The following is a 20,345-nucleotide window of genomic DNA, read 5'->3' as shown; positions in this document are numbered from 1 at the left end:
CACCAACCTATTTCATTCAATGAGCAATATTCCTGATTTTGCATCCGCCTCCTATCCTGAAATCAAGGCTGGTGCCCCGGCCACGGCTTCCGAAACGGAAACGTGGATGACCAATGAACAGATTCCCGTGCCGCCCACCTACTCGGAGAGCGTGTATGACGACTGCCTGCACCTGGACTTCACGGCCGGTGTGGCCCCCAACCTCCGCGGACCGTACGCAACCATGTACGTGGCCCGTCCCTGGACCGTGCGCCAGTACGCCGGCTTCTCCACGGCGGAGGAATCCAACGCCTTCTACCGCCGCAACCTGGCGGCCGGGCAGAAGGGCCTCTCCATCGCCTTTGACCTGGCGACGCACCGCGGCTATGACTCCGACCACCCCCGCGTGGTGGGTGACGTGGGCAAGGCCGGCGTGGCCGTGGACTCCATCCTGGACATGGAAATCCTCTTCAAGGGCATTCCGCTGGACAAGATGTCCGTCTCCATGACCATGAACGGTGCCGTGCTGCCCGTGCTGGCCTTCTACATCGTGGCCGCCCAGGAACAGGGCTGCACGCTGGACCAGCTCTCCGGCACGATCCAGAACGACATTCTCAAGGAATACATGGTGCGCAACACCTACATCTATCCGCCTGATCCCTCCATGAAGATCATTGCGGACATCTTTGAGTTCACCTCCAAGTACATGCCTAAGTTCAACTCCATTTCCATCTCCGGCTACCACATGCAGGAAGCCGGCGCCACGGCGGACCTGGAAATGGCCTACACGCTTGCGGACGGCCTGGAATACGTGCGCACCGGGATCAAGGCCGGCATTGACATTGACGCCTTTGCCCCGCGCCTCTCCTTCTTCTGGGCCCAGGGCAAGAACTACTTCATGGAAGTGGCCAAAATGCGCGCCGCGCGCGTGCTGTGGGCCAAGCTTATCAAGCAGTTCAACCCCAAAAACCCGAAGTCCCTGGCCCTGCGCACGCACTCCCAGACTTCCGGCTGGTCCCTCACGGAGCAGGACCCGTTCAACAACGTGACCCGCACCTGCATTGAAGCCCTGGCCGCGGCCTGCGGCCACACGCAATCCCTGCACACGAACTCCCTGGACGAAGCGATCGCCCTGCCGACGGACTTCTCCGCCCGCATCGCCCGCAACACCCAGCTCCATCTTCAGGATGAAACCACCATCTGCAAGGTCATCGACCCCTGGGGCGGCTCCTACTATGTGGAATACCTGACCAATGAGCTCATCCGCAAGGGCTGGGCCCACCTTCAGGAAGTGGAAAAACTCGGCGGCATGGCCAAGGCCATTGAAACCGGGCTGCCCAAGATGCGCATTGAAGAAGCCGCGGCGCGCCGCCAGGCCGCCATTGACTCCGGCAAGGAGCCCATCATCGGCGTCAACAAATACCGTCTGGAACAGGAAGCCAAGATGGACATTCTGGAAGTGGACAACACCACCGTCCGGGACGCCCAGATCGCCCGCCTGCAGAAGCTGCGCGCGGAACGTGACTCCGCCGCGTGCGAAGCCGCGCTGGAAGCCCTGTCCGAATGCGCCCGCACGGGTGAAGGCAACCTCCTTGACCTTGCCATCAAGGCGGCCAAGGCCCGCGCCTCCCTGGGTGAAATCTCCTCCGCCCTGGAAAAACACTTCGGGCGCCACAAAGCACCAATCAAACTCATTACCGGCGTGTACGCTCAAACCTATGGTCAAGATCCGCTGGTGGAGGAAGTCCGCAAAATGACGGACGACTTCGCCGAACGCACGGGGCGCCGTCCCCGCATCCTCGTCGCCAAGATGGGCCAGGACGGCCACGACCGCGGCGCCAAGGTGGTCTCCTCCGCCTATGCCGACCTCGGCTTTGACGTGGACGTGGGCCCGCTCTTCCAGACGCCGGAGGAAACCGCCAAGATGGCGATTGAAAACGACGTGCACATGATTGGCATGAGCTCCCTGGCCGCCGGCCACAAGGTGCTGCTCCCGGCCCTGGTGGAAGAACTTGCCAAGCAGGGGCGCCCGGACATCCTGGTCTTCTGCGGCGGCGTTATTCCCGCCCAGGACTATGACTTCCTGAGGGAACACGGCGCGGTGGCCATCTTCGGCCCCGGCACCAACATCCCGGAAGCCTCCAAGGAAATCATGGAGGCCCTCAACGAACAGTACGCCGACTAAGGCCCGCTGTCCGGAAAACAGCCTCAATCCACAGAGGGAGCCGGATCATGGGATCCGGCTCCCTTTTGATAAGTTTCGCTTCAGTCTGGAATCCCGGCTCGGCTCCCGTATTCATCCGGGAGCGCCGGACATCTGCGGCAGTTGAATCCTGAGATGTCCCAGGGCATCCTTTTAAATGTTAAGCGTGTTTGCCGCCGCTCTCACGTTGTCCCTGGCTGCCGCAGGGACTTGCGGCGCTCCGGACGGATCATCCCGGAAGCCATGGCATCTTACCGGTTGACCCAGCCCTCGAAGGTTCCGTCTTCCAGCGGATGAATGCTCAGTCCGGTTTGAGAATCATGCTTCCCTTCATACCTGATGACCGGGTAGGCAAAAAGGGACCTGCCGTTGGGCGTCGTTTTCATCTTCAGGGACTTCAGGGTAATGGTATCTCCCGGGGCAAGCGGGAAAGCGTGGCCGTCCGAATAATAATGGCGGTCCAATTCTACCAGGGAAACTTTTCCGTTCTTTTTGGAAACGGCCAGAATATCAAAGCGGGAAGGGCTTGTCTGCACGCCAATGAAGATGGTGTTCCATTCCGGAACATCCACCGCCGTGCAGACCGTTCCCTTGACCGGGGACTGGAATTCAAATGAATGGGTGCCGTCTGACACGCTCCATGCTGCTGTGTCCTTGTTCTTTGAAACGGTCAAGCCCTGTTCGGTAAAATCCCCCTCTGCGGCCATGGAAGGATGGAAAGGGAAGGGCGCCAGTAATACTGCTGCAAATAATAATGTTTTCATATCAGGATAGGATGGGTTGACTCTCTGCATCTCATGAAACCATTTACGTTGCAAGGGAAAACGTCTTTTCCCAGGAGCTTTTTCCGGAATGGCAATGGGCTGGGGCTGGCGGCCGGAGTGAACTCGGATTTTTACTTTGTCCATCCTGTCCATGAATTCCGTTCCTGCGGTAAGGGAGTGCCCCTGCGTCCCGGAAGGATGCTCTCCTTTTATTGCTTTTGCATTGCCCCTTGCGGTCAAATTCCGTAGTCTCGTCCAGCCGTGAGCCGCTCCTACCGTCATTGCCTGGATTATAAAAAGGGATTGATTCCTGCCGATACCGATATTTTTCGCGTGATTGACGGGGTGGGGGACGGGCGCCCGGACGTATTTGCCGACCAGATGGGAGACCGCGTTCTGGTCTCCACGCGGGACTGCCCCATCCCTGCGGATTTGGAACGCGAACTCCGGGAACTGAATATTCCCGTGTTCCACAAAAGGCTGGAACAGAATCAGAAGGAGGCTCCCGTGCAGATTGACGGGCCGGAACTCCCCCTGCAATTCACGGTGACGGAGCAGGGCGTGCGTTTCAAGATAGACATGTCCACCGGTTATTCCCAGGGCATCTTTCTGGACCAGCGCGACCACCGCCGCCAGGTCAGGGAGCGGAGCAGACCCGGCATGAGGGTGCTGAACACCTTTGCCTATACCGGGGCCTTTTCCATATATGCCGCTTTGGGAGGGGCGCAGACGACCACGCTGGACCTGGCGCAGCCGTGCCTGGACTGGGCCAGGGAAAACTTCAGCCTGAACGGCATTGACCCCGCCGCCCAGTACTTCTGCAAGGGGGACGTGCGCCGCTGGCTGGAACGGTTTGCCCGGCAGGGCCGTACTTTCCACGGCATTATTCTGGACCCGCCCACGTTTTCCCGTGACGACCGGGGAAAGGTATTCCGGGTGGAATCCCACTACGGGGAACTGGTGGCCCAGGCGCGCGAATGCTTGGAACCCGGCGGCTGGATGCTGTGCACCAGCAACTGCCGCAAGCTGAGCCACGCGGACTTCCGCAGAATGGTGGCGGAGGCCGTTCCGGGCTTCCGGCTGACCCATGATTCCATGCCCCCTGACTTCACCGGGGAGGATTATCTGAAAAGATTGTGGATAGATTGGAAATAAATATTTTATGAAAAATTTTCCTCACTTCCGCTGACGCATTTTATCCTTTTGAAAACCGTCCCGGTCTGGTAGGAAACCGCCCAATTACTTTTTCTATGAAAAAACTAGCCTATGTTGCGGGCCTCTTCGCGCTTACGTGCGTTCCTCTGCTTGCCGCCCTCTATGAAAACCTGGAAGTGGGAATGGACAAGGACCAGGTGCTGAAAGCCCTGAGGCAGAGCAAGCAGCTTGAAGGGCCGCCCACGGATGCTCTTCTCTCACGTACCGGCCTTAACGGCGTGTTTAAAACCAAACAGTCCATAGGCGGTCAGACCTTTTCCCTGAACTTTGACTATGACCCCTCCGGCGGCTTGAGGGCCGTTGTCTTCTATTCCCGCAGCAAATGCCGCGGTTCCGAGTATGAAACCAAATTGAAATCCGCCTACAAGGCGCTTCTGGTGGGCCTGACGGAAAAATTCGGAGAGCCCGCCAACATGCCGGAATGGGTGGCCAAGGAATCCCTTCAGGAAGGCCGCATCCAGTACATGCACATGTGGAGGGTATCTCCCGGCGTCTTCCTGATGTCCGGCCTGGGCAACATGGGAGCCATGGAAGGGTACTTCCCCCTTTTCCGCTTTTCCGGACCGTCCGGCATGCCTCCCGCCTCCAAAAGGGACCGGGAGGAACTGAAAAGGGAATGGGCCGCCATCCCGGAATTCCCCGGATTGAAAGAGGCGGAGCTCCACATCTCCGATGCCGTGCGCGCCATGGGCACCAAAAAATATGAAGACGCCTTTGAATGCTTCCAGCAGGCGGCGGAACTGGGAAGCCCCCGCGGCTACTGGGGCATGGCGTTCCTGTCTGAGCTGGGCAAATACGGCGTGAAGCGGGACAAGAAAAAGGCGGATGAAATGAACCGCAAGGCCGCCGCCGCGGGCTATGCAGCCTCCGCCTCCAAATTCGGCGCCACATGGCCGGATGCCGCGCGGGCCCTGGGCCTCTCCGCCGCCGCGGCCAGGGAACAGCTCCGTATGCGCCAGCGGGCGGCCGCGGAAGGCTATGCCTCGGAACAATACAACATGGGCATCATGTACCACACCGGGTTTGGCGTGCCCAAGGACCCTGCCAAGGCCCGTGAATGGTTCCAGAAGGCGGCGGACCAGGATGACGTGCAGGCCAAAAGCATCCTGAAAAAACTCCAGTAACTCTTTTCCCAATCCATTACTATCATGAGCTTATACGCACAACAACTCGTTCGCTACCCTGAACTGGGCATCTCCCTTGACTTCTCCAAACTCCCGCTGGACGACGCCTTCCTGTCCTCCATGCAGGGGCGCATAGACAGGGCGTTCGCCGATATGAAGGCGCTGGAATCCGGCGCCATCGCCAATCCGGATGAAGGCCGCATGGTGGGCCACTACTGGCTGCGCAACTCCGCACTGGCTCCCACGCCGGAACTGAAAGCCGCCATTGACGCTCCCCTGGCGGACGTCAAGGCCTTCGGCCAGGACATTCTGGAAGGCAAAATCACGCCGCCCCGCGCGGAACAGTACTCCGCCGCCCTCGTCATCGGCATCGGCGGTTCCGCCCTTGGTCCGGAACTGGTGGCGGACGCCATCCCTGCCGCGGGGCTGGACATGTTCTTCCTGGACAACACGGACCCGGACGGCATGTACAAGGTGCTGGAAACCCTGCCGCTGGAAGAAACGCTCGTCGTGGTCATCTCCAAGTCCGGCGGCACGCCGGAAACCCGCAACGGCATGCTGGTGGCCCAGGACTTCTTCAAAAAGAACGGCGTGGAATTCGCGCCCCAGGCGGTTGCCGTCACGGGCGTGGGCTCCAAACTGGACAAGACGGCTGAAGCGGAAGGCTGGCTCAAGCGCTTCCCGATGGAAGACTGGGTGGGCGGCCGCACCTCCGTCATGTCCGTGGTGGGCCTGGTTCCCGCCGTGCTTCAGGGCGTGGACGTGGATGAACTGCTGGAAGGAGCGCGCCTGATGGATGAAAAGACCCGCCGGGACTGCGTGAAGTGCAACGCCGCCATGAAGCTGGCGCTGGCCTGGTACAAGGCCACCAACGGCAAGGGGGAAAAGGACATGGTGGTTCTTCCCTACAAGGACGCCCTGGTGCTCTTCTCCAAATACCTTCAGCAGCTCATTATGGAATCCCTCGGCAAAAGGCTGGACCTGGACGGCAATGAAGTCTGCCAGGGAATCTCCGTATACGGCAACAAGGGCTCCACGGACCAGCACGCCTATGTGCAGCAGCTCCGCGACGGCGTGAACAACTTCTTCGCTACCTTCATTGAAGTGCGGGAATGTTCCGCGGATGCGGTGGAAGTGGAAGCGGGCGCCACCTGCGGAGACTTCCTCCAGGGCTTCCTGCGCGGCACCCGCCAGGCTCTGGCGGAATCCGGCCGTTCCTCCATCACCATCTCCATCCCGGAAGTGAACGCCAGAACGCTCGGCATGCTGGTCGCCCTGTTTGAGCGTGCCGTCTCCTTCTATGCCTCCCTGGTGAACATCAACGCCTACCACCAGCCCGGCGTGGAAGCAGGCAAGAAGGCCGCGGGCACCTTCCTGGCTCTGCTGGGCAAGGTGAGGGCGGCCCTTGGCTCCACCCCGGAAACCGCCGCCCAGTTGGCGGCCCGGCTGGATGCGGACCAGGAAGCCGTGTACCACTGCCTGGTGCACATCGCCTCCAGTGACTCCTCCGTCAAGTGGGTCCAGGCCGCCTGCGCGGATGAAGACACCTTCTGCAAGGCGTAAAAATAAAAAACATATTCCTTCCGGCGGACGCTTATCTGGTTGATAAGCGTCCGCTTTTCCTTTACAAGGAAACGCCCCTGTGAAACCTGCCTCCGTTGCCGACGTCTTCGTGAATCTTGAAGCTATCCTGGAGAACCCCGTCTTCAGGCGGACGGCTTATCCGTTCCGGAAACTCCGGGTTAATTCAATATTCTCTCTCAAAATCATGAAACCTGTTCTTCTGGCGGGAAGCTGCCTGCTGCTTCTTTCCTCCTGCTCCATTACCCAGGAAGGCCCTGTGAACATAAAAGGCGTTCCCAACGTTTTGTCTTCCACGGCCTCGCAACAATTGCAGAGGGCGGGGGAGGAAGCATGCCGCAAGGCCGGGTACAGTAACTTCAGTTCCAATATTCTGGTTTTTTCCACGGATGTATCCTACCGTTTTACGGGCTCGTGGAACATGGACGTTGACCGGGTGGCAAGGAACCAAAAGGATATCTGGGATGATACGGAACCTCCCAATGTGCGGATGAAAGGCAAAATGATGATAGCCCGCACCCGGAACTATAGAATACCGGGAATCATTCTTCCATTATTCCGGTGGACGGGAGGCACCATTTATGTGGAATGTCCGGTAGATATCCTTTACTATGAGCCGGATTCCTCCTTTCGGGAAATGCTCTGAAAAAATGGAGCCGCCGGAATGGAGCTGCGGAGAAAATAAGGAAGATATTTTTCCCTAAAAATCATAAAAAACATTTTCGTTTTCCGTACAATTTCGAGTTGACAAAGCCGGAGGCGGCGGGCATCCTTACTCGACCCTAACTCGCTATCGGGTCTTTTGTTGGCTCCTGTGGTTGATGTTTGGGCAGAATCATTAATTCGACTAAAATAATCGATATGTCCACCAATTCCTGCGCATGCAGCGCATCTACTGACAAATTCGTCTATTCCTTCGGCGGAGGGTCCGCCGACGGCAATGGCAGCATGAAAAATCTTCTGGGCGGCAAGGGAGCCAACCTTGCGGAAATGGCCCGCATCGGTCTTCCTGTCCCTCCCGGATTCACCATTACCACGGAGGTCTGCACCTATTACTACGATCACGGCTGCACTTATCCCGCCCAGCTTGACGCGCAGATCAAGGAAGGCATCGCCAAGATGGAACAGATCCTGGGCCGCAAGTTCGGCGATACGGAAGCCATGCCCATGCTGGTGGCCGTGCGTTCCGGCGCCCGCGAATCCATGCCCGGCATGATGGACACGATTCTGAACCTCGGCCTGAATGAAAAATCCGTGGAAGCCATGGTAAAGGCCACCGGCAACCCCCGCTTTGCATGGGACTGCTACCGCCGCTTCGTCCAGATGTACGGCGACGTGGTGCTGGGTGTGCAGAAGAACCCGGATGAAGACCACGAACCCTTTGAAGCCGCCATCGCCGCCATCAAGGAAGAACGCTACGGCAGCCCGGATGTGGAAGACACCAAGCTTTCCGCTGACGACCTGAAGGAACTTGTCTCCCGCTTCAAGGCCCTGGTGCTGGAACGCACCGGCCATGAATTCCCGGAATGCCCGTGGGAACAGCTCCAGGGCGCCATCGGCGCCGTATTCGGTTCCTGGAACAATGACCGCGCCATCGTTTACCGCCAGAAATACGGCATCCCGTCCGAATGGGGCACCGCCGTCAACGTGCAGGCCATGGTCTTCGGCAACACGGGTGAAGAATCCGGTTCCGGCGTGGCGTTCACCCGCAACCCCGCCTCCGGGGAAAACGAATTCTACGGTGAATTCCTGATGAACGCCCAGGGTGAAGACGTGGTGGCCGGCGTGCGTACGCCCGCTCCCGTGGCAGCCCTTCACGACGTGATGCCCGCCGCCTTCAATGAACTGATGCGCATCCGCGAAGTGCTGGAAAACCACTTCCACGACATGCAGGACTTTGAATTCACCATTCAGGACCGCACCGTGTACATGCTCCAGACCCGCAACGGCAAGCGCACCGGCGTGGCCGCCTTCCGCATTGCCTGTGAAATGGTGGAGCAGGGCCTCATTGACTGGAAGACCGCCGTGCGCCGCATTCCCGCGGACCAGGTGGACCAGCTCCTGACCCCCATCTTTGACCGTGAAGCCCTCAAATCCTCCAAGGTGCTGACCCGCGGCCTTCCCGCCGGCCCCGGCGCCGCCACCGGCCGCATCTACCTGAACGCGGAACGCTGCGTGGAAGCCGCGGACAACGGTGAAAAAGTGCTTCTGGTCCGTCTGGAAACCTCTCCGGAAGACCTGCGCGGCATGATTGCCGCTGAAGGCATCCTGACCGCCCGCGGCGGCGTTTCCTCCCACGCGGCCCTCGTCGCCCGCCAGATGGGCAAGGTCTGCGTCTGCGGCGCTGATGAAGTCATCGTGGACTATAACAACCGCACCGTCACCGTTGGCGGCATGACCTTCAATGAAGGCGACTACATGTCCATTGACGGAACGAGCGGCCTGGTATACGCCGGCAAGGTGGAAACCTCCCCCTCTGAAATCATCCAGGTGCTGATCTCCAAGACCATGAAGCCGGAAGACAGCCGGACGTACCAGAACTTCGCCAGGCTCATGCAGTGGTGCGACGACTGCACGAAGATGAAAGTACGCACCAACGCTGACTCTCCCAAGCAGACGGAAACCGCCATCGCCTTCGGCGCCACCGGTATCGGTCTCTGCCGCACGGAGCACATGTTCTTTGAAGGGGACCGCATCGACTTCGTTCGTGAAATGATCCTTTCCACCAAGAAGAGCGACCGCGTGGCCGCCGTCTCCAAGCTTCTTCCCTACCAGAAGAGCGACTTCAAGGGCATCTTCAAGGCGCTCAAGGGCCTGCCGGGCACCATCCGCCTGCTGGACCCGCCCCTGCACGAATTCCTTCCCCAGACGAAGGAACAGCAGCTTGACCTGGCCCAGAAGATCGGCATGCCCGTGGAAGTCATCATGCGCCGCGTGGCTGAACTCCATGAGTTCAACCCGATGCTCGGCCACCGCGGCTGCCGCCTCGGCATCGCCTACCCGGAAATCACGGAAATGCAGGCCCGCGCCATCTTTGAAGCCGCTGTGGAAGTCTCCCAGGAAGAAGGCTTCTCCGTGGTGCCTGAAATCATGGTTCCCCTGGTGGCCTTCAAGAAGGAACTGGACATCCAGAAAGCCATCATCGACAAGGTGGCCCAGCAGGTATTTGAAGAAAAGGGCGCCAAGGTGGACTACCTCGTCGGCACCATGATTGAAATCCCGCGCGCCGCCGTCACGGCTGACGAAATCGCGGAAACCGCCCAGTTCTTCTCCTTCGGCACCAATGACCTGACCCAGACGGGCCTGGGCATGAGCCGCGACGACTCCGGCTCCTTCCTGCCGCAGTACCAGGAACTGGAAATCATCAAGAAAAACGTCTTCGCCTCCATCGACCAGGCCGGCGTCGGCAAACTGATGAAGATTGCCGTGGAACTCGGCCGCTCCACCCGTCCGGACATCAAGCTGGGCATCTGCGGCGAACACGGCGGCGACCCCGCCTCCGTCAAGTTCTGCAACACGCTGGGCCTGACCTACGTGAGCTGCTCCCCCTACCGCGTCCCGACCGCCCGTCTGGCCGCCGCCCAGGCAGCTCTGGAACAGGCGTAAGCCTTTTTGTTAAGGGTTAATACACAGCCCGTGGTTCTCCGGAACCACGGGCTTTTTTGTGGACAGAATTGACTTAATGGACTAAATGGACGGCGTGGACCAAATATCAAACAAGAAGATTATTTGCCCCGGTGTTTGCGGTGCTCCACGCGGGCGCGGGTCATGCGTTCACGGATGCCGCCGTTTTTCATGAAATCCCGTTCTTGAGCTTGGATCAGCCTCGTAAGAAGTCCAAGAGCCACGTTAATGAGGATAATCGCCGCATTGGCGCCAAAATGGTCCGGCTGAAAATCCTTGTGCCTTCCTACCCACCGGATAACTTCCTGGGCGGAAGGAAACCTGGCCCTGATCAATTCCTGCGCATAAAAACTGTTATTTTCCCACTGTTCCAATCCTCGCTGGCGCAAATAGGAACAGTAATCTTCCTTAAGCTCCTGCAGGCTTCCCTTGGATATTCCCGTCAGTTTCAATTCAGACGCCTTGCTGACGCCTGAATCCACGCTCCCTTCCGCGATATTCTGCATGCCGGAACGGGCTGCCTGGACCATCTGGTCATGAGTCCGACCTTGATTTTTCACGTATTTATTGCAGAACCGGAACGTGAAATCATAAATGATCTCCGCAATCCGGTAAGCCACCAGATTCCTGTATCCTCCATGCTTGGGAATAAATCCATGGTCCGTTTCGTCCATGACGTCCATTCTGTTTATTTATCCCATTTTGTCCATTAAAATGAGATAAATAACAAATTTCTTTACCCCTCCAGCGCCCTCTTAAGCAGCTTCCGGTATTCCCCCGCCGGCACCTCGTACGTGCCGAATTTCAGCAAATGCGGCGTAGTCCACTGCGTATCCAGAAAAAGGAACTGGTGCGCCCGCAGGTACTGCACCAGGGCCACCAGCGCAATCTTGCTGGCATCCGTCTTCCGGTGGAACATGCTTTCCCCGAAAAACGCCTTCCCCAGGGAGACCCCGTACAGTCCGCCCTGCAATCCTTCCCCATCCCAGCATTCCACGCTGTGGGCGAACCCCATCTCGTGAAGCTTGCCGTACACTTCTTCAATCTGCCCGTCTATCCACTGTTCCTCCGGCTCTTCCGTCCGGGCGCAGGCATGGACCACCTCCGGAAAGGCGGCATCCATCCGTATTTCAAAAGGTTTCTTCTTCAGAACCCGCCTGAGTCCATGCGGGATGTGGAAGCGGTCATCCAGCGGAATCAGGGCGCGGGGGTCCGGTTCATAGAAGGAGATTTCCCCCGTTTCCGGGTCCGCCATGGGAAAACACCCCTGGCAGTAGGCGGAAAGAACCAGCTCCGGTGTCAGTCGGGGATTCATCTGATTTGGTCCAGCAGTTTGCCTAGAATGGGGGAATTCAGGGCCTTGCGGTCCGGGGAGGCCATGGGCAGCTCGTGCACCTTGTCCAGAGGGACCAGTTCCTCCCCTTCCAGAAAGGCCGGGGACTCCGTCACATGGTGGATGTAGCGGGTCACCTTGTAGCGGGTGACGCTGTAGGTCTGTTTCAGCACATGGGGCAGGGAAAGGGTGTGGTCATCCTCCCGCTGGGGGAAGCGGTACATTCCGGCGTGGCGTTTCCCCTCCGGGCATCTTGCCAGCAGGATGGACTTGCTGCGGAGGTACAGAATGTCGTGGTGCTCCACCCGCGTGATTTCCGGCTTGGGATTCTTGACGGGAAGCGTTTCCGGCTGTTCCGCGGAGCAGAAGGGGCGCACGGGGCACAGCAGGCAGTCCGGCGCGCTGATCCTGCAATAGGTCTGTCCCAGCTCCATGATGGCGGAATTGAACTCGCGGGCATGTTCCGGGTCCACCAGGCTTTCCGCCCGGGTCCACAGGTATTTCAGTCCTTCCGTGGAATCCACGGGCACGGAATAATTATCAATGCGTGCCAGCACGCGCGCCACGTTGGCGTCCACGATGGGGGCGGCCTTGTTGAAGGCGAAGGAAAGAAGTGCCCCGGACGTATAGGGGCCTATGCCCGGCAGGCGTTTCAGCCCTTCCGGGTTGTCCGGGAACCGTCCGCCGAATTCGTTGACAATCTCCCTGGCGATGGCCTGGAGGGAACGCACGCGGCGGTAATACCCCAGCCCCTCCCAGGAGCGCAAGGCCGTCTGTTCGTCCACGGCGGCCAGATGCCCCGGAGTGGGGAACTGGCGCATCCACCACTCATACCTTCCCAGAACGGTGGGGATGGTGGTCTGCTGGAGCATCAGCTCGGAAACCAGGATGTGCCACGGGTCCGTGGTCCGGCGCCACGGGTAATCCTTCCCCTCCCTCCGGAACCACTCCACCAGCGCTTTCCGGAACGCGTGAAGGTCAAAGTCTGGTGCGGAGTCAGGCATGCTTTTGTTCCAGGGCTTGGCGCATGGCGGAAATATCCGGCTTGATGCCGAACCAGCGTTCAAAGGACAGGGCCCCCTGGTGAACCAGCATGGAGAGGCCGTTGGCGACCCTGGCTCCCTGGAAGCGGGCTTCCATCTGGAACGTGTCGTCATGCGTCTGTAAATCATACACCAGGTGGTGGGCGGAGAGCAGGGCTGACGGCACGGGGGACGGGTCCGTGGGCTTCAGGCCCAGGGAAGTGGCGTTCACAATCAGGTCCGCTTCCTCCACGGCGGCATTGAAGCGCGGCGTGTTGTTCAGGTGGGCCGCCAGGCGGTCGGAAGCGCCCTCCAGCCTGTGCTCGTCAATAAAGAAGGAGCTTAGCCTGTCCTTTAGCGACTGGAGCTTTTCTTCCGATCTTCCGGCCAGTGCCAGCCGTTCGCAGTGCTGCATGGCGCAGGTGTACGCCAGGGCCAGTCCGGCGCCGCCGCAGGCGCCCAGCAGCACTACCTTCAGATCGCGCAGGTCCACAAAAAATTCCTCCCGGATGGCGCGCGCAAAGCCCGGGCCGTCCGTATTGAAGCCGGAAACGGAACCGTCTTTCTGAAAGACGAGCGTATTGACGGAGCCGGTAGCGCGGGAAAGGGCGTCCGTATCGTCGCACAGGGAGAACGCCGCCTGCTTGTGGGGCACCGTCACGTTGGCGCCCATGAATCCCTTCTCCCGGATCAGGCGCACCACGTCCGCAAACTCTTCCGGAGAAGCCTGGATGCGGATGTAACGCGCACGGATGCCTGCTGCATCCAGCGCGGCCTGCTGCATGGCGGGAGATTTGGAATGGGAGATGGGGAAGCCGATCACGGCCAGTCTGGCGGGAACGGATTCCCCGGCATCAAACGGATGTTCTTCATCCAGAAGATCGGCCAGGGTGTAGTAGGGTTTCATGGAAAGATAGAGGAACAGCCTCAGGCGTTCACGCTGTACTATGAATGAAATTCCGCCGGATTTCAAGGCAAACGCCTATCATTCCTTCTTCCCGGCTTTTTTTTGCCCATGGTCCGGAAGGCGTGTTTCCGCCGCACGCCGGACGGGAGGTCAGCAGTTGATGCCGGCTTTCTTCGCCTGGCTGCACAGCTGCCTGGCGTGAAGACGGTACATTTTCCCGTCCTTGATGAAGTTTGTCCCGCATTGCCGGAATTCAAAGCGGACCTTGCTACGGAGGCATTGCTCCCGGATGGACAAGACCCATTCGTAGTTCAGGGGCCTGGCGCAACTGTTGGATTCCCCGCCTGCGACGACCAGTTCAATCTGCCGCAAATACGGGGCCAGGTCCACTTGTTCAAGAAGCGGCTGGCAGATGATGTTTTTATGCTTGATGGGCAGCCTGCTGAAAATGGGAAGCCTGAAATCCGCCCTGTCCTGGTTTTCCACCGTGCAGCCTACGGTCACGTTGTCATAACCGTCCCCCCAGTCGCCGGGGATGCACTCCATGAACCGTTCGATTCTTTTAGTCAGGAAAATAAAGTTCAGGTCCCGGCGTTCCCGGATCATGTCCCAGCATTCGCCGCGCCACGGGTCAGCCTCCCGGATGAGAAAATCCGTGGAGAAGCCCAGATAGACGGTCTGGCCGGGCTTCATTCTGTAATCCCCCCTTTTATTCTTCAGCACGGGGGCGTGGAACTTGTCCGTTTTCACGATCTCGTCCGTATCCATCCCCCGCCGCCTGTCGGCTTGATGAATATAACAGAACTTGCACCCGGCGCTGTACCGGTGGCATCCGCGCCATGGGTTCCACATTGCCATTTGCCTGCTTCTGGTGAATTGGTGTTGGGAAAGGCATCAACAAGGCGGAACCCGGAAGCTGGCCGGGTTCCGCCTGGAAAGAATGGATGCGGGAATATGTTTATTCCCCGCAGCCGCCGTCCTTGTAGCCGCAGGAGCGGCAGGACTTGCACTTGCCGTCCTGGACGTAGGCCAGGGAATGGCACTGCGGGCACAGGGAGGCTCCGTTGAGCATCGTCCCTTCCGGCGCCTTGCCTGCGGGAACTTCCGGAAGAGCCGGGGGCTGGGTATGAACCGGGGTGGTGATGATGCGGGGGGGCAGCACGCTCACCGTGGTGTCCGGAGACTGGCCGGGAAGGCTGACGCTCGGGATGGAGAACACGTCCCGCAGGCGGTAGCCGTTGCTTTCCGGGAAGAGCCACGCCAGAATCTTGGCGATCAGGTCCACCACGGAGGCGCAGGAGCGGATTTCCGTGCAGGTGTCCGCCTCCGTATCGTCCCCCACGCGGCAGAAGCCGGAGGGCTCAAAGGAGTAATTGCGGAAACCCTTGACCACTTCCTTGAGCGGCACGCCGAACTGGAGGGCCGTGGAGAGGAGCTTGCAATAAGCTTCAAACATGCCGGAGGCGAAGGAGCCCACCTGGCCCAGGCGCCCGAAGACTTCCCCGCAGGTGCCGTCCGCATAAACGCCCACCGTCAGGTAGCCCGTGAGCTGTCCGCCCACGGAGAATTTCACGGTCTGGCCCAGGCGGCGGCCGGGCAGCTTGCGCTGGCGTGGTTTGGAGGCTTCCGCGATGATCTCGTCAATGGCTTCCGTTCCGGCGTTCACGAGCTGCTCCCAGACGTGGTTGGCCTTGAACATGCGGGTTTCCGGCGTATCCACCACGTAAACGGCGTTCGCCTTGGACCCGGCGCGGAAAATGGCGATGCACTTCACGCCCAGGTCATGGGACATGATGAGGGAATCGTAGACTTCCTGCACGGTGGCGGAGACGGGCATGTTCACCGTCTTGGAGCACGCGCCGGAAATGAAGGGCTGGAGGGCGCCCAGCATCAGCACGTGCCCGGCGGGAGAGATGGCCCGGACGCCGTTGCCGTTGGTGGCGGCGCAGTCAAAGACCGGAAGGTCCTTCTTGTCCAGCCACGGAATGGATTCAATGTGGGCCGAGCCGTTGACCACGGTCAGTTCGTCCGCCGTCAGCACGGACATGTTGGCCGGGTTGCTGATGTAGGCCACCTTTTCCTGAATTTCACTGCGGGATTCCGTGCCGGAGAGCAGGCGGCGCCACGCGAGGCGCACGGGGCCGGCCTGGTCGTTGCAGGGGTCCACGATGATCTGGTTCACCACGGCGTCCATATTCCCCTGGAAGGCGGAGATCAGGCCGTCCAGGCCCGCTACTTCCAGGGCGGCTTCATTGACGAAGTCTTCCGGATACCCCAGGGAACGGAGGCCTTCCAGAGCCAGGCGGTTGAACATTTTCAGGGAGCCGCCGCCAGCAAGCTGCTTCCACTTCACCAGCGTGTAGTCCGGTTCAATGGAAGTGGTGCCTTCATCATAACAGCCCAGCGGGGCGGAGATGGTGCCCGTGGGGGCCATGACGGAAACAAAGGCGTTGCGATGCGCCGTGGCCTTGGCGGCCTTCGCCCACATGCTGGAGGCCGCTTCCGCCAGCTTGGCGGCGGGGGCGATGCGCTCCTTGTTCATCATGGTGGGCGCCTTGAAGCTCTTGAGGTATGCGTGCAGGGCATAGGAGGCGGTCAGCCCCTGCGCTTCCGGCAGCGTTCCCCCGGCGTTGGCGATGATGTTTTCAATCAGGTCGTCCAGAGCCTTGGAATCCTTCTGGGCGGGCAGGGCGGTAGCCAGCTTCTGGGCCGCGTTATGCAGGCGCAGCACGGCCAGCAGGTCCTTCTTGCTGGCGGGGTATTCCACATAGGAGCCCAGTTCCGCGCCCATCTCCGCGGAGGCCGTCCAGCAGGCCGCCGTCAGGGCGCTGCAAAGCTGGGAGGAGATCCAGCGGCCTTCATCGGAATCATACGGAACGCCCAGGGCCATCAGGGAGCCGCCCACGTTGGCGAAGCCGATGCCCGTGGTGCGGTACTTGTAGGTTCCTTCCGCGATCTCTTCAATCGGGAAGCCGCCGCGTTCCACGTTCAGGTCCGCGCAGACCATCGCCAGGCGCGCGGCATGGGTCAGGGCGTCCGCATCAAAGACGGGCTTGCCGTCCTCTCCCTTCGTCAGGAAGCGGTAGGCATTGAAGGAGGAAAGGTTGCAGCTCGTGTTGTTCAGGAAGACGTATTCGGAGCAGGGGTTGGACGTGGTGATGGAGCCGATGGACTTGACGGGGTTCCACAGGTTGATCACGTCATTGTTGTGCACGCCGGGCTCCCCGTTTTCCCAGATGGACTTGGCCATGGCTTCCAGCAGCTCCTGGGCGCGGAAGGTCTGCTCAATGTGGGCCGGGTTCGTGACCCAGCGCGTGTAGGTATTGCCGTTGTTGGCAAGCGCCTGCCAGAAGTCCCCTTTCAGGGAGACGGAGTGGTTCGCGTTCTGGTGGGAAAGCGTTTCCCCGTACAGCAGGGCGTCCATGTGCGGGTCAAAGCTGTTCCGCGTAGCCAGGGGCAGGGAAAGGATGAGGCGCGCGGCGGCTTTTTCCGCCGGGGTGCCGGCCACCAGCTTGGTCTCTGCAATCTGCTTCAGCTCCACATGCACGTTGTGCTCGCGCAGGATCACCTTGGCAATGTCTTCCTGGCGGTTTTTCGTGTTGATGAATTCGAAGATGTCCGGGTGGTCGCTGAACATCAGCACCATGCGCGCGGCGCGGCGCGTCTTGCCGCCGGACTTGATGGCTCCGGCCATGCGGTCCCAGCCGCGGTCAAAGGAGATGGGGCCGGAAGAGCGGCCCTTCCCGCTGATGGGCTCCTTGGAGGAGCGGAGGGTGGAAAGGTTGATGCCCACGCCGGAACCGGAGGCGAAGATGCGGCCTTCCGTGGTCAGGTGGTCCAGAATGTCCTCCATGCTGTCCCCCACTTCCGTCAGGAAGCAGGCGGAGCACTGGGGATATTCATACGTGGACTGGACCGTGAAGGTTTTCAGGTTGTTCTTGGTGCCCTTGGTATGGTAGGCCTTGTTGCCGTGGCCGGTATAGTTTTCCCGCAGGTCCGGGCGGCCCCAGCGCCACTGTTCCCAGTGGCCGATGTTGAACCAGACGGGGGAGTTGGGGGCCCAGATCTGCTGCACCAGCATGGCCTTGATTTCCTCATTGAAAATCTCCGCGTCCTCCAGCGTGGCGAAGTAGCCTTCCTCCCAGCCCCACACGGTGTAGGTATTGGAAATGCGGTCGTAAATGTTGCGGAAGCTGTCTTCATATTCCAGAGACCCCGGTTCACTGCCGAAGAGGTACTTGTCCGCCGTGATCTTCACGGCGTTGTCATCCCAGTGGGCGGGGGCTTCCAGTCCCAGGCGCTCGTAAATGGTCTTTCCGGTCTTCCAGTCCATGATGCGCACGTCGCGGCGCGTCCAGTCCACTTCATCATAAGGGTGGACTTCATTGTGGGAAAATCTTCTGGTGAATTTCAAACCGCCCAGCAGGTCCTTCCTCTGGGGGAGGATGATTTCCTGTCCTGTGCGGAGTTTAAGCGTAGTTTGCGAGTTGTCTGTAGTCATGGCTTGCGAAATGGAAAGCATTTGGGAGGAGCCTCCCGGGAGCAGCGCTCCGTCGCGGGGTTGGGGCGGCGCGTAGCGTGTGCATTATCTACTGAAAAATAATCGCGATGAAAAGGAAATATTGTACAGTCTTTTTTCATGTGTGCCACATCTTGTGTTTTCTCTCCCTTTATGAGAAATTACGCTCCTCTCTTGCGTAAATTTTTTTTGTTCGCCTGACACTGCTTTTTTTTTCGCTTGACGCACCCCTTCCTTCGGAACGTTCTGCATCCCTTCCTGCGGTGCTTCTTTCATGGGAACTCCCGGCAATAAGAAGGTGTTAACAGCCCTTGAAAAGGTGGAATCAGCGGGTATTTCAAGGCATGCCGCGGCTCATGGGGAATATTTGTTGTGTTTTATCAATGAATGAATTATGATGTTTACTAACATGAGACTTCCCTGGATTGCTCCTGATGGTTTTCCGTGTGGGTGAAACCGGATTCCCTGATGTGGCGTGCCGGAGCTTTTCATGTTTTCCGGAAACCGGGGCATCTTACCGGAACCTTGGCAGAAGTCGGGAACTCCGCCTTTCCGGAGTCCGGAACGGTTTTTCCGTCCTCCGTCTTTGTCCTGGCAAAGCCAGGGGCCTTTTTCATGTTCCTTAAATCAGCCTTGATGAACGGAATGGGAAACGTTATTTTAAAGGTCATGAGATTAGCTACCCTCATCTGGCTGGCCAGCGCCGCATGTTGCATGCCTGGCATGGCCGCGGAGCCTGAGCGGCATGAACAGCCCGCTGCGGGAAAAACGCTGCAACGCCAGCCGCGTGACCTCTCCATCCAAAGCGTTGCCCCGGTGCCGGGCCTCCCGGTACCCATGGACCTGGCGCAGGCGGACGGCATCCGCCTGAACGCCCTGGACGTTACCGTAGCCCTGAAACAGCATCAGGCTTTTCTGGTTTACACCTGCGCGCTGGACATTCCCAGGGGGGTGAAGGGGAAGACCATCTCCGTGGGCGTGCCGTTCCAGTATGCCCCGCCGGATGAGCAGGCCAATGCCGCCACGCCGGAACCCCTGCGCATCCTTCCGTTCACCAAAGCGGTGCAGGACATCGTGACGTCCGTGGATGACTTGAAATGTGATTTCTCCCTGGTGGAAGGGAAGCATCTCCAGGCGGACGCCCCCACCATGTCCCCCGTAGCCGGAATTACCCACTGGCTGGTGGCCCAGGTTCCCAACAAGGCGGGAACCCACGTGCTCACCTTCCAGTTCTCCGTACCCTATATACAGGATACCGTCATTACTCCGGACCCGAAAGTCACGGTGGGGGAACCCCGCCTGACGCTGCTCACCTCCCCGGTCATGACCTGGACCGGAGGCACGCCCAAGGCGGTGGTGAATGTGTACAGCTCTGAAATGACCAACCAGTCCGTCAAGCTGGACCCCTCCGCGGACACCAAATCCATCGTGACCACGCCCAAGGGCGTTTTCACCTGGTCCCTGCTGGGCGCGGACGGCCGTCCCTACGCTCCTTCCGTGGTGCTGGCGCCCGGACCCTCCTGGGTGCTGGACAAGGACGGGCACGTCACCATCCGTGGTGAAAAAGGGAAGCTTACGGACCAGTACGAGGTGACGGCCAGCTCCACCCTGGACAAGGACCCCTACGGCGCTCCGTGCTCACCGGACAACCTGAAGAACGGCACCGGATACTGGGCGGAAGGCGTTTCCGGAGACGGCCAGGGGGAAACGCTGGAGCTCAAGCTCAGGAACCCGGGGCGTTTGCTCGGCATCATGCTGGAAACCGGCATCTCCCCGGTGACCAATCCGGCCAGGGATTCGGAGGCGCGCCGGCACCCCAACATCGCCTACTCCATGTTCAGTCGCCCCAAGGGCATCCAGGTGACGCTGAACGGGGATTACACCTTTGACGCCACGCTGCGGGATGACTGGACGCCCCAGATTGTGGTTCCTCCCTATTACAGGCAGCCTGTCCGCACCATTAAAATCAGGATAGACTCCAGCTATCCCGGTACCGGGACATCTGACACCTACATAGGCATCCTCAAGCCAATCGTCAAATAAAAGGGGCGTCCCGGGCCTTCCTGTCTTCCTT

Annotated in this window: 15 protein-coding genes; 7 read left to right on the top strand and 8 right to left on the bottom strand. The window is 59.6% G+C overall.

What is annotated here, in order from left to right; translation table 11 throughout:
* Positions 1–19 precede the first annotated feature (19 nt).
* The gene (gene scpA, locus HHJ06_RS03815; RefSeq protein ID WP_215427736.1) at positions 20–2,164 is read left to right on the top strand and encodes a methylmalonyl-CoA mutase; all 2,145 of its coding nucleotides are present in this window, start codon (positions 20–22) and stop codon (positions 2,162–2,164) included.
* A 269-nt stretch (positions 2,165–2,433) separates the two neighbouring features.
* On the opposite strand, the gene HHJ06_RS03810 is transcribed toward scpA, so the two are convergent.
* Positions 2,434–2,889: a hypothetical protein gene (locus HHJ06_RS03810; protein WP_215427734.1), complete on the bottom strand. Its 456-nt coding sequence runs from the start codon at positions 2,887–2,889 to the stop codon at positions 2,434–2,436.
* A gap of 318 nt (positions 2,890–3,207) precedes the next feature.
* Here HHJ06_RS03810 and HHJ06_RS03805 point away from each other — a divergent pair, with 318 nt between their 5' ends.
* From HHJ06_RS03805 to ppdK, 5 genes are all read left to right on the top strand, one after another.
* Complete coding sequence (locus HHJ06_RS03805) at positions 3,208–4,101, top strand: class I SAM-dependent rRNA methyltransferase (RefSeq protein WP_215427733.1); 894 nt, start codon at positions 3,208–3,210, stop codon at positions 4,099–4,101.
* Positions 4,102–4,196: 95 nt separating this feature from the next.
* Complete coding sequence (locus HHJ06_RS11835; RefSeq protein ID WP_215427731.1) at positions 4,197–5,285, top strand: tetratricopeptide repeat protein; 1,089 nt, start codon at positions 4,197–4,199, stop codon at positions 5,283–5,285.
* Between the two features lie 24 nt (positions 5,286–5,309).
* Entirely contained in the window at positions 5,310–6,848 is a 1,539-nt protein-coding gene (locus HHJ06_RS03795) for a glucose-6-phosphate isomerase (RefSeq protein ID WP_251841404.1), read from the top strand.
* Positions 6,849–7,053: 205 nt separating this feature from the next.
* On the top strand, positions 7,054–7,512 hold the full coding sequence (locus tag HHJ06_RS03790) for a hypothetical protein (RefSeq protein ID WP_215427728.1): 459 nt from the start codon (positions 7,054–7,056) through the stop codon (positions 7,510–7,512).
* Between the two features lie 215 nt (positions 7,513–7,727).
* Complete coding sequence (gene ppdK / locus HHJ06_RS03785; RefSeq protein ID WP_215427726.1) at positions 7,728–10,472, top strand: pyruvate, phosphate dikinase; 2,745 nt, start codon at positions 7,728–7,730, stop codon at positions 10,470–10,472.
* A 119-nt stretch (positions 10,473–10,591) separates the two neighbouring features.
* Here the strand turns inward: ppdK and HHJ06_RS03780 are convergent, their stop codons facing one another.
* From HHJ06_RS03780 to HHJ06_RS03750, 7 genes are all read right to left on the bottom strand, one after another.
* Positions 10,592–11,164, bottom strand: coding sequence for a four helix bundle suffix domain-containing protein (locus HHJ06_RS03780; protein ID WP_215427724.1), 573 nt, complete (start codon positions 11,162–11,164; stop codon positions 10,592–10,594).
* A 62-nt stretch (positions 11,165–11,226) separates the two neighbouring features.
* On the bottom strand, positions 11,227–11,805 hold the full coding sequence (gene aat / locus HHJ06_RS03775) for a leucyl/phenylalanyl-tRNA--protein transferase (protein WP_215427722.1): 579 nt from the start codon (positions 11,803–11,805) through the stop codon (positions 11,227–11,229).
* Positions 11,802–12,827, bottom strand: coding sequence for an A/G-specific adenine glycosylase (locus HHJ06_RS03770; protein WP_215427720.1), 1,026 nt, complete (start codon positions 12,825–12,827; stop codon positions 11,802–11,804). The genes aat and HHJ06_RS03770 overlap by 4 nt, the downstream gene beginning before the upstream one ends.
* Positions 12,820–13,752, bottom strand: coding sequence for a shikimate dehydrogenase (gene aroE / locus HHJ06_RS03765; RefSeq protein WP_215427718.1), 933 nt, complete (start codon positions 13,750–13,752; stop codon positions 12,820–12,822). Before aroE ends, HHJ06_RS03770 begins: the two co-directional genes overlap by 8 nt.
* A gap of 150 nt (positions 13,753–13,902) precedes the next feature.
* Complete coding sequence (locus HHJ06_RS03760) at positions 13,903–14,610, bottom strand: DUF5131 family protein (RefSeq protein WP_215427716.1); 708 nt, start codon at positions 14,608–14,610, stop codon at positions 13,903–13,905.
* 100 nt (positions 14,611–14,710) lie between these two features.
* Positions 14,711–18,253 carry an adenosylcobalamin-dependent ribonucleoside-diphosphate reductase gene (locus HHJ06_RS03755; RefSeq protein WP_215427714.1) on the bottom strand — a complete coding sequence of 1,181 codons (3,543 nt, stop codon included), beginning with the start codon at positions 18,251–18,253 and terminating at the stop codon, positions 14,711–14,713.
* 84 nt (positions 18,254–18,337) lie between these two features.
* Entirely contained in the window at positions 18,338–18,547 is a 210-nt protein-coding gene (locus tag HHJ06_RS03750; RefSeq protein WP_215427712.1) for a hypothetical protein, read from the bottom strand.
* Between the two features lie 393 nt (positions 18,548–18,940).
* Between HHJ06_RS03750 and HHJ06_RS03745 the strand changes: the two genes are divergently transcribed.
* The gene (locus HHJ06_RS03745) at positions 18,941–20,314 is read left to right on the top strand and encodes an NADase-type glycan-binding domain-containing protein (RefSeq protein WP_215427710.1); all 1,374 of its coding nucleotides are present in this window, start codon (positions 18,941–18,943) and stop codon (positions 20,312–20,314) included.
* The last annotated feature ends 31 nt before the right edge of the window (positions 20,315–20,345 follow it).

The organism is Akkermansia muciniphila, from assembly GCF_018709685.1.
Taxonomy (GTDB): domain Bacteria; phylum Verrucomicrobiota; class Verrucomicrobiia; order Verrucomicrobiales; family Akkermansiaceae; genus Akkermansia; species Akkermansia muciniphila_E.
This window is presented reverse-complemented; position numbering and strand designations above follow the sequence as displayed.